The organism is Roseovarius ramblicola (genome assembly GCF_042430665.1).
In the GTDB taxonomy this organism is placed as follows: Bacteria; Pseudomonadota; Alphaproteobacteria; order Rhodobacterales; family Rhodobacteraceae; genus Roseovarius; species Roseovarius ramblicola.
This window is the reverse complement of the sequence record NZ_JBHMEC010000012.1, coordinates 1-9,912: the sequence shown is the minus strand read 5'-3', so window position 1 is coordinate 9,912 and position 9,912 is coordinate 1. Positions and strand designations below refer to the sequence as shown.

Annotated in this window: 5 protein-coding genes and 1 pseudogene; 3 read left to right on the top strand and 3 right to left on the bottom strand. The window is 52.9% G+C overall.

What is annotated here, in order from left to right; translation table 11 throughout:
- The first annotated feature begins 2 nt into the window (after positions 1-2).
- Genes ACFFU4_RS07850 through ACFFU4_RS07840 form a run of 3 tightly spaced genes read left to right on the top strand, consistent with a single transcriptional unit; the run spans position 3 to position 8,751 of the window.
- The gene (locus ACFFU4_RS07850; RefSeq protein WP_377068792.1) at positions 3-1,781 is read left to right on the top strand and encodes a hypothetical protein; all 1,779 of its coding nucleotides are present in this window, start codon (positions 3-5) and stop codon (positions 1,779-1,781) included.
- Positions 1,781-3,367, top strand: coding sequence for a methylation-associated defense system protein MAD7 family protein (locus ACFFU4_RS07845; protein WP_377068790.1), 1,587 nt, complete (start codon positions 1,781-1,783; stop codon positions 3,365-3,367). Before ACFFU4_RS07850 ends, ACFFU4_RS07845 begins: the two co-directional genes overlap by 1 nt.
- A 23-nt stretch (positions 3,368-3,390) precedes the next feature.
- On the top strand, positions 3,391-8,751 hold the full coding sequence (locus ACFFU4_RS07840; protein ID WP_377068788.1) for an FtsK/SpoIIIE domain-containing protein: 5,361 nt from the start codon (positions 3,391-3,393) through the stop codon (positions 8,749-8,751).
- A gap of 5 nt (positions 8,752-8,756) precedes the next feature.
- Here the strand turns inward: ACFFU4_RS07840 and ACFFU4_RS07835 are convergent, their stop codons facing one another.
- From ACFFU4_RS07835 to ACFFU4_RS07825, 3 genes and pseudogenes are all read right to left on the bottom strand, one after another.
- Positions 8,757-9,128, bottom strand: coding sequence for a type 2 periplasmic-binding domain-containing protein (locus ACFFU4_RS07835; protein WP_377068786.1), 372 nt, complete (start codon positions 9,126-9,128; stop codon positions 8,757-8,759).
- Between the two features lie 47 nt (positions 9,129-9,175).
- Positions 9,176-9,499 carry a hypothetical protein gene (locus ACFFU4_RS07830; protein ID WP_377068784.1) on the bottom strand — a complete coding sequence of 108 codons (324 nt, stop codon included), beginning with the start codon at positions 9,497-9,499 and terminating at the stop codon, positions 9,176-9,178.
- A pseudogene (locus ACFFU4_RS07825) lies at positions 9,496-9,852 on the bottom strand (integrase core domain-containing protein); the annotation flags it as partial. The pseudogene ACFFU4_RS07825 and the gene ACFFU4_RS07830, both read right to left, overlap by 4 nt.
- Between the last annotated feature and the right edge of the window lie 60 nt (positions 9,853-9,912).

Genomic DNA, 9,912 nt, shown 5'->3' with positions numbered 1-9,912 from the left:
CCATGAACAAGCATTCCCTAATTGATCTGCTGCTCGCATACGGCCCCCGCCCCGACGGGAACGCGATGTATGACGAGTTCGTACAAACAGAGGCGGAACGGACAGGATTTGATCCGCTAAAAATTCCTGAGGACGTGTCTACCGAGGTGATCCAGCTGATTTCTGGAAGCGATCCAAGATCTGTAATTTTGACTGGCACCGCAGGCGATGGGAAAACGTACACCGCTCGCTGCACCTTCCAAGAACTCAAGCCCGGGTGCTGGAATGATACTGAAATAGAAAATGTAGTCCCTGAACACGGACAGCGGCCGAAGATCCGCTTTATCAAAGATCTAAGTGAGCTCTCGCGTAAAGAACGGGAAAAAATCTTCCCGGATATTGTAGCATCATTCACGGGCCGGTCACCCGACCGTTTTGTTATCTGTGTCAACGATGGCCAGCTTCTGTCTTTCTTCCGTGAAAATCAGAACAATCCAGATGCCAATCCTCTCGTGGCAGAAATCTCTGAAATGCTTCAAAGTGGGGAACAGGCCCCCAAGCAGAATTTCTTATTCAACCTGATCCACATGTCTCGAAAGTCTCACTCCGAGACGATCGACGCGATTTTCAAGAAGATACTTCAGCATCCTGGCTGGAAGGCTTTCTCGGAGTCAGCACCGAACAAGGACGTCAACCCCATTCTTATCAATCGCGATATCTTGCTTGGTCAGAACGGAAACTCGTTGTTTCAGCAACGCTTGAAAGACCTGGTTGAAATAGCGGCCGCTGACGAACATCATCTTCCGCTTCGACACCTCATCATTTTGGTCGTCAATGCTCTTCTTGGAAATTCGCAGAACCCCAACCAACCTCTTATGGATGCCGACCGCGCGGCTGGAGTCACAGAGCCTTCAGATTACTCATTTACGGACCCTTACTCCAACCTGTTTGGGTATAACCACGCAGCAAGTGTTAGAGAGGGGACCGCTGCATTCAGGGCTCTCGCGGAGATCGGCGTTGGAGAAGAAACAACAAACACTATAGACGATACCCTCCTTGACGAGGAGAGATCCAAATCGCTTCCAAAAGATGAATTCTACGGTGAGCCTTTGATCAAACAGGCACGTGCCGATTACGCGGAAGATCCTGCCGGACAGGCTGGCATCATCAGGGAGATTTTGCGAAGGCAACGGCGGCGACTGTTTCTGACTTTGCCCAGCGACAATTGCATTCATCAGGATCCTTGGGCGCTTACGCGCTTTCATTACGCCCAAAGATATCTCGATATGGCCCGAGCTCTCACCGATGGTGACCTCGTGGAGACCTCGACCACTCGAATGATCATTCGGGGTCTCAATCGCACCCTTACCGGCACTCTTACTGAAACCGATGACAAGTTTTGGCTCACGCGCCCTATGGGAGCGCAGCAAGGCCGTTTTGTTCCCCTTCTTGTGGACCACCCGATTTCTTGGAAGAGCCGCTATACGCGCGTCTTACTCGAGGCCCCGAAAGCGTCAGGACGGCCACCACACTTTTTGATAAGTGAGTCATCTGTCCCACTCGCGCGATTGGAACTAACACCATCCATGTTCGAATTCCTTTGCCGCGTAGCACATGGCTCACTGCCCGGGTCCTTCGGGTCGAAGTGTATTCAGGACGTCAGAACTTTCCAGATAAAAGCATTTGGGGCCATTGAGCACGCTGCACATTCAAATGATCAAACGGTTCAGCTGAGTGCAGTCGGACTTGGCCAAGACGGTCACTTGCAAGAGCGACCGATCAAGATCTTGGAGGATACATAATGAGTAATGGTGGCGTCCTTCCCCCAGACCATATCCGTGACGGTGGAAGCCCGCCCGACATGTGGGTGCAAGAAGCCATATACGGCCACCGCTTTCGGGAGGAGCAAAAGCCTTTCATGCTCGTCCTCGAGGCTCTTCTTGTTTGCCTCGGGCGGTTCCGAGCCGGACAAGAGATGTTTCCTGGCCTGCCAGGGAATGGATCCCATGAGAGAATTCAATCTCAACTGGAGATGCACGGTCCACTTCGGTTTCTGACTTTTTGGCAGATCATTGACGAAGATGAATCGATGTCTGCAAGCAATCCGCAGGAACGTTTTCAAAAAATGATTGAAGCGCTCGAACAAAGTTACCCCGTGAAAGGTGTAACGCATCCCTTCTCTCATCTCGGAGAGCGGCTCGGCCACGACCCTAATGCCCTCAAGCAGGCGGTTAACATTGTCAGGGGTTACGAAGTCGATGCGGGGAGTTCCCGCAGACCAACGGCGCGGTTCCTCAATCCACAAGGGCCAAATTTGCACCTCTCAGAGCTGGGTCGGGGATTGAGCTCGAGCCCTCGTGATTTCTTGGCGCGCGGCGGAGAGATGATCTACCTGATGCTCAACAGGTCCAATGTGGCTTCTGACCTTGCGGTAGAGATTCAGGAAAAATTCTTTGATGATACGGATCCAATCGATCGAATCGCTCAGGTGCTTTCGCCTTCCGAAAATGAGCACCGACCGGGTTCTGATCTCGGATATCTGCCATGGGTAACGATGGATAGTTATGATCGAATAGGCCGTGATTGGCTGTCCATCCTCAGAACATCATCTCTCCCGCGTTCGGAAATTCTTGGTCCGCTCGCGTCGATCACGGCTCTAAATTTGTTCACATACTTCGCCGAAGCGGGGCAAAAAAAATTCGAGACGCCTCTTCATCCAATCCCATTGGATATGAGTGATGGCAAACTGGCTGACATCCGAAAACTCGGACGCATGATGCTTACGCAACATCGTGAAGCTATCCGCGAGGCGGTGATTAAATACGTCAATGATGCGCTTTCGAAATCCGCCCTTTGGAATAATTGCTTCGGAGCAAATAGTCATCCAGACGAGTCGGTTCGGTCACACAACGCGCGAGAAGCCATAGAGATTGCTTTGAGAATGTCCTTCAAAGGAGATCATGGCACTGTAAGAACGCCGGAGGAATGGAAGCAAGCCGCACTTGATGCAATTGGAAAGCGGCAGAATAATGACCCCGAAACAATCCTGAAACCATTAGGGCAAGCCGCGGGTTTTGTTACGTCGCGACAGCGCATTGGACCATGGTTTAGCGCGTCTGATCGCATGCTTGAAGCACTTGTGCTGTCCAATGTATCTACACCAATTACGATCGACGATTTCGCTGAGCGTCTTCATGCGCGATACGGGATCGTAATCGGCCCGATAGAAGCGAAAATGAGGCTCTCCGGGATGAACATCAACGCCGCAAGTTTCCGAAAGAACATCAACCTTTTTGAAGAACGCCTTTCTGCTCTCGGTATGGCCAAGCGGCTATCTGACGATTGTGCTTTCGTATCGAATCCCTTTGCAAAACGGGAGCAAAAATGAATACCCATAGCCCTGCCCAAAACATGAATCAGAAGACTACGGAAATCCAATCCAAGGCTTCCAATATGATCGCAGTGGTCATCTGGAAGAAGGTTGAGCGGGATGCAGATCCCGATCGCCGCTCCTTGTTTCTGCTTGACGGTTTGGCGCCAACGGTTCTGGAGGCGGTGTCCAAAAGCACACATAAGATATCCAGATCCACACCGTGGCTTGCGATCGACCCACAGATTGATGGCCTCGAGGCCAAGCAGTTGCAGGACACGCATCTGTTCGAAGATTCCCCTGTCCGTATTCGCAACTCGCCGTTTAACGGCCCGGTACTGATCGCCGTACGTGAAGAAGAGCGTAGCCGGACTCGCGCCAGTCTCGGAACTGTCAGCATTCTCGACGCCGAGAGCTTACAAAGCGAGACAGAGCTCTGGATTGAGGCAGTATCCGACATGCGAGGCGCGACGCTCAGCTCGGACATTTACACCTGCTGTAAAGCCATCATTCAGGGAATGGTGAAATCTGGTGTAGTTTCGGATTTGTTGCAATTCGCGGCGGTTATACATGAAATCGCTTCGGAGCCGGGCAAAGGTCCTCATATCTCATTCGCCAATGCTGCGCCTCATCTTCGACTTCCGATGGGCTCACTGGGACGTCTTCCTGCTCCAAACTCCAACGGCGTGTCTGCAACTGCTTTCTCGAACGCACTGAAGGATGCCGAGAGAGAAGCACAAAATGCACCGATGCTATACGACCAAGATGGGCGTCGCTTCGACATTGCCGCTATTCGGAAGGCCGTTGATGAACAGAGGCGCCGTCCTTCTTCAGACGCGAACCGACCACCCAATTCAGTACTCGACGCCGTCCAAGACCTACTTGATGATTCCGATAATCTGAGCGCGTCGGAATGGAGACCTTCCCAACAAGCGTTTTGTGAAAACTTCGACTGGTTCTTTGCAAAGCTCATCTTTGTAGGTCTTCGCAAGCCTAAGGCGCCGAAACTACCTGAGAGGATCAAGCAAATCCTCAAAAACGAAGGCCGCGAAGACCGAATTACTGAACTCGAGGAGACCTTTCGTGTCTTTGAGGAGGGCAATGACGAGGAGGCGCGAGCCGCAGCTGCCGAGGTTCTGGACACAGAGGGCGATTGGCTTACCAACCAGGATAATACAATCGTCCCGAAATTGCGCGCCTTTGCTCACCCGGACGTTATAAGCAAACAGGAAAATCTTTTGGCAGGATTGCTGGAGGGTTTCCACACACTCATGGCAAAAACAATGGAGGCTCGGCAAGAAGCCCTTATCGCTGGCCACACGCAAACACTTCGTCTCACTGCCCCAAAAGCAAATTCGCTTTCGACTTGGAAGAATCTCGATGAAGACGTTCACAAAAGCCTGATCTTTGAGCTATGTGCCGCCCGCCCAATGCTCGAAAAAGTTCTCAATTTTGACCTTGGAAAATGGTTGGATCCGTCGGCCTTCCAGGAAAAAAAGTCAAAAAAAGAGAAACAATTCCAGATAGAACTTCGGTGGAGTACCGACTGCTCAGAGCAAGCAGAACATGTTGTTCGGATTGAATGGAAACCCAAACTGAATGGCTTGGGTCAGGCGCTTCCCACCGACCTTAAAGCACTTCGAAGAAACTTCGATGGTTCGTCGATGGCTCGCGTCTGGCCGCTCACCACGACACCAACGTGCACGGGCGACACAAGCACGATTTCCCTGCACGATACCAATAGCTTCGACCTTCCGGATACACACTCCCTGACAGTTCGCGAACAGCAGAGCGAACCGGATTTCTTCTCGCTATTAGAAAGCAGTGTCGCCGAGTGCGTTCGTCAGCACGCTGTGACCAAATGCGAAGGAGAACATGCGACGCGCAAGCTAAGATCGTTCCAAAAAGCCCTGGCCGATACGATTAACATTCTCGATGACGACCCAGGAGACCTTCAAGCATCGCGGTCTGTAAGGCAGTTATCCGACTCATTTGGAGAACTATGCGCTGCCGTTCGGCCCTTCGCGCTCAATAGTATGGGGCGCGATAACGTTCTGCGCCGTGTCTGTGAATTTGGCCTTGTGACGTCTCGAGATAGCGATGCGACAATTATTCCGGCATGGCACCCTCTTAGATTGCAAGAGAGGTGGGCGAAAATTAAAAGATTTGGGGATATTCTCTCAGAAATTGCAAGTGCGCCTATCTTCGGTGAAGGCATCAATCACGAAGTTTCCGAATTCGCTCGAATGATCGACCGCTATCGTCTTCCTGAGGTCCTTCTTGTAAATGATCGCACCTTCCAAGTGATAGACACTGTTGGAGGCTATGGGCTGGCCGTAGCTTGTGATCATCACAGATCTGCTCAAACATCACTTGAAGCTACGGCAGAAATGGCCTCAGATGTCTTTCTTGGAGTTGTAGACGATTATCTGAGCCTTAACCCTCACGAAGAGGCCAATCTATCAACAGCCATCTATGGAGCCGAGAGCAAGGCTCTTCCGAGGCTGCTCACGAAGGGACTTGGCGATCGCATGGCAGCCAACCCTGAGCTCCGATGCGAACTCTTGATCACGCATGACGACAGTCAGCAGGTTCGCAATATTTTCGCGACACAAAACAGTATGCTCACAGAGCGCGGCTCTCCTGTTGGCGATGGCTTTCTGTCTCGACTGCGTATTGGCATGTTGCCTCCCAACAGGCCTACGGCCGACCAAACGAGTGCCGACATCGATGTAGTCCTTCTGCACGATGTCTACATGCGAAACTCATCCGTCGAATGGGAACTCAGAGGAGGTTCCTCGGAGGATTTGCCATCCGATATCTCCCTTAACGATTGGATGATACCACACCGACCGAAATTCGAAGCCAGAACTGGCGACAAGAAAACGCTGAAAATGCCGCTGGTAATTGCACACCCTCCTCGGACACTGGGACATTTTCTTGATCTCTGTTTTCTGGGCCAGAGAAATCAGCCAACCATTGCAAGCGGTAACAGGGCAATCCCAACTCGAATCGCACGCCTCGAAGAGAATCCGGGGGAGATCAGTAAGATCGTCGAAAAGGCTCACGATCTTGGAGAATGGGTGGTTAGTGTCGATCAGATGTCCACCAGGGCAATGCTTTCCGATCTTGGAATCGAGGTTATCCGTGACATACCAGCCAAAGGTTCTGACCATCGTATTCTCGTCAGTTCTCGTCGACCGAGCGAGGGTCTAAGACGTAGGATCAAGACCCGGTTTTCGAACTTCGGTTCAGCAAATGCACCCGAAACCGCAGCTGATTTTGCGGATGATGCGATCCGAACTGTGGTCCGGGTCGCAGGACAAAAGCTCCTAAAGGCCAATAGATCCGAAAACGCTGCCCTTGAGATTATCGGTCTCGCGGCAGCCACTAAACTCATCGAAAACGAAGCCGCGAAATCCAAAGTAAATGATGGCATCGTCTGGTTATCGCTTGACGAGAATAAGGGCGCTCTCGGCTTGAAGGGCAAACTTGCAGATGCTCTTGCCGTGAAGGTCGATCTCACAGGTAGCCGACCAAGCCTCACAATCATCGTTGTTGAAGCAAAGTGCGTGGCGTCCACATCGCTTTCGGAAGAGGCCAAAGGGTCCCGAGAACAGACTCTTAATTCAATTACTGCATTGCAAACCCGTTTGGTCGATAGCGCACAATCCGATCCAGCAACGAAGCGATCGGCATGTCGGGACCTTCTGCGCTTGCTTGTTGCCAAACCAGAACTGGACGTTGCTTTGCCCGACGCGGATGATCGGCTCCTGCTTTCGGAAAGCCTGTTAAACGGTGATACGGATGTCGTAATTCGGGGCTGTTCTGTCGTTGCTGTCCACGACAAGAAGTCTGATCAGAAATCAGGTTGGCCGATCAAACTCGACGACGCAGCAAGCGGGTGGCAACATATACTTGATCAAGATGATCTATCCTCTCTCATGTCGGGCATGCACGTTTGCACCGAAACGAACTACCTCTTCCCTCAGGCTCAGGTTACTGCCAATTCCGACGATATTGTAGCTCAAGATCACAACCAGCCCTCCTTCGAGTTGGCACTCAATAGTGATAACCTGCCCTCGGACAGCTCTGCAGCTCCCGACGAGCAACTCATCGACCCAGAGCCGGAGCCGACTACAGTTGCAATAAACGAAGACCTTGAAAATGAGGAACCAGCGCGCGGCCTGAAGGCGTTTCCTTCGCCGATCGCAGAGCATTTGGTCGAAATGGGAGGCAGGCCAGAGGCTCTGGAGGGGCGTGAAGATGTGGAAGCCGAAGCAAATCGCATGGCGCAAGCACTCCAATCGGCCTTGGTCGAAAACGGAGTGCAGGCCGATTTCCATGATCCAGCTTACACAACAACACCAAACGGAACGCTTGTTCGATTTCGCGGTCACAAAACACTCACCGAAAAAGCCATTCGATCCAAGAGTTCGGAGCTCCGCACGACTTACGGAATCGACGTCGCTTATGTTCGGCCAGGCCTGGGTTGGGTCGGTGTCTTCGTCGCGGCCAGCAAGCGTCGAATCGTCCATATGAGTGAACTCTGGACCCATGCAGAGTGGAGGTCAGAAGCGCCGACACAGAACGTGAGCCTTCTCCTTGGTCGTCGAGAGGACGATGGCGGTCCACTCTGGCTTAACCTTGACAAGTCACATGGAGACCAGCCGCAACATGCACCACATACCTTGATCGCGGGCGAGACTGGGAGCGGCAAAGGCAATTTATTGCAAAGTATTCTTTTACAATTGGCCGCCACCAACGACCCAAAGTGCCTCCGCCTCAAGCTCATTGATCCCAAGGCCGGAGCTGACTTCTTCTGGATAGCTGACGCCCCTCACCTCGACGGCGGAATCACGGCAACATCGGGCGAAGCGATCACGGTTTTCAAAAATCTCGTCACCGAGATGAATCGCCGCTACGAGCTTTTTGGAGAACAGAAGGCACGTGACATCGACCAATACAACGCGCGCACGTCGGCCGAGAACCGTTTGCCCAGGATCGTTGTGGCTCATGACGAAATCGCCAGTTGGATGATTGGCTCTGACACTTATCGACAATCAGTTGAAGCCGCATTGACCGATCTTGCAATGAAGGCTCGTGCAGCCGGGATCTATATCATCCTGATCACGCAGCGGGCCTCCCAGGATGCGATCCCGCCGAATATCCGCGAGAACCTCGGAAACCGCCTCTGCCTGAAGGTTGCTTCGAACAAAGGTTCAATGCTCGCGCTCGGAGAGGCTGGTGCCGAGAATCTGCTTGGTCGTGGGCATCTCGCGGCTTCACTCTCAGGCGATAATCCGTCGGGCGCACCTTTCTTCGTTGCTCAGGTACCCTTCATCTCAGAAGAGGATCTCGAGAAGTTTGGTAATCTGATTGTTCAGAGCTGGCAGGACTAACTGAGCTAATGGGATGAACTGCCTTCCCACCAAACCGCTGCTACTGTGGCGAGCGTAGGTGGAGAGAGAGGATCATTCTGATGGATATCGAAGTATTGGGCATTGATTTGGGCAAGACCGTTTGTAGTCTTGCCGGGCTGGCCTGTAATCGCGGCATCGAGCGCATGGACCTCCTCGGAAAATGTCTGGGTAATGTGCAATTGGCTAATTTTCGCCCCTGCATGGGCCTGCCACCGTTCCCAGCTCGGCGCATTGGTTGCGCCGGATTTCCAACGATAGTGCAGCAATGGTAATGCAAGCACCTGATCCGGTGACATATGTGGCTGGGCTGTCAGCAGCATGGGCGAGCATACCGGTATGAAGCGGTCGGGAAACAACCGATGCCATTCGGCGTCCGCAGCTGGCCGCTCCGCATAGCGGATCGCTATGTCAACCCTCGCTGCACATCCACGACCGTTGCCTTGATCGACTTCTGCTCGGGCGTGAGATAACTGCGCTTGATGATGTCCATCAGCAGCGCCTGTTCCTCAGGCCGAAGAAGGCTGGTCCTGTTGCCGCATTTCGAGAGGTCGTCGGCCAATGCCGGAAGTCCATGGGCTTGGTAATCTGCGTAGAGTTTCCGTAGGTAGTCGGAGCTATAGAGTTTGACGCCCTCCTTGGCCACGCCACCCCGATTTCGGCGAACACCCTTGCGTACCCGATCTGGCAGGCGGCCTTTTTCCATTTTGACCTGCCACTGAACTTTCATCCATTCGGAATCGGAGCCCTTTGGGTTGATACGCCGGTTGGCGCAGGTGGAGCAAGCGACATCCGTGCGGAGCTTTCAGATGGCGCAGCGCGGGTGTCGGTTGCGGTGGTGAGATGTTCGGCGAATGCCTTGGGCGTCCGATAGCCAAGTGCCGAATGCGGGCGTGTTTCGTTGAAGTCATCCGCCCAGGCCCGGATTACAGCGCGGGCATGAGCCATGTTGCGGAACATGGTCTCGTTCAGGAGTTCGTCGCGCATACGCCCGTTGAAACTCTCGACGAAGCCGTTCTGCATGGGCTTGCCTGGCGCGATGTAATGCCATTCAAGCTTGCGCTCCGTGGCAAAGGTTATGAGCTACCCCCCGAAATTCGGACACTGACATAAGCTACGATTTGCAGTCTGCTGATCTTCGAC

What these genes read in the sequence shown, in the direction of transcription:
- ACFFU4_RS07850 (WP_377068792.1), top strand. Translation starts at nt 3, where the DNA reads ATGAACAAGCATTCCCTAATTGATCTGCTGCTCGCATACGGCCCCCGC.
- ACFFU4_RS07845 (WP_377068790.1), top strand. Translation starts at nt 1,781, where the DNA reads ATGAGTAATGGTGGCGTCCTTCCCCCAGACCATATCCGTGACGGTGGA.
- ACFFU4_RS07840 (WP_377068788.1), top strand. Translation starts at nt 3,391, where the DNA reads ATGAATCAGAAGACTACGGAAATCCAATCCAAGGCTTCCAATATGATC.
- ACFFU4_RS07830 (WP_377068784.1), bottom strand. Translation starts at nt 9,499, where the DNA reads ATGAAAGTTCAGTGGCAGGTCAAAATGGAAAAAGGCCGCCTGCCAGAT.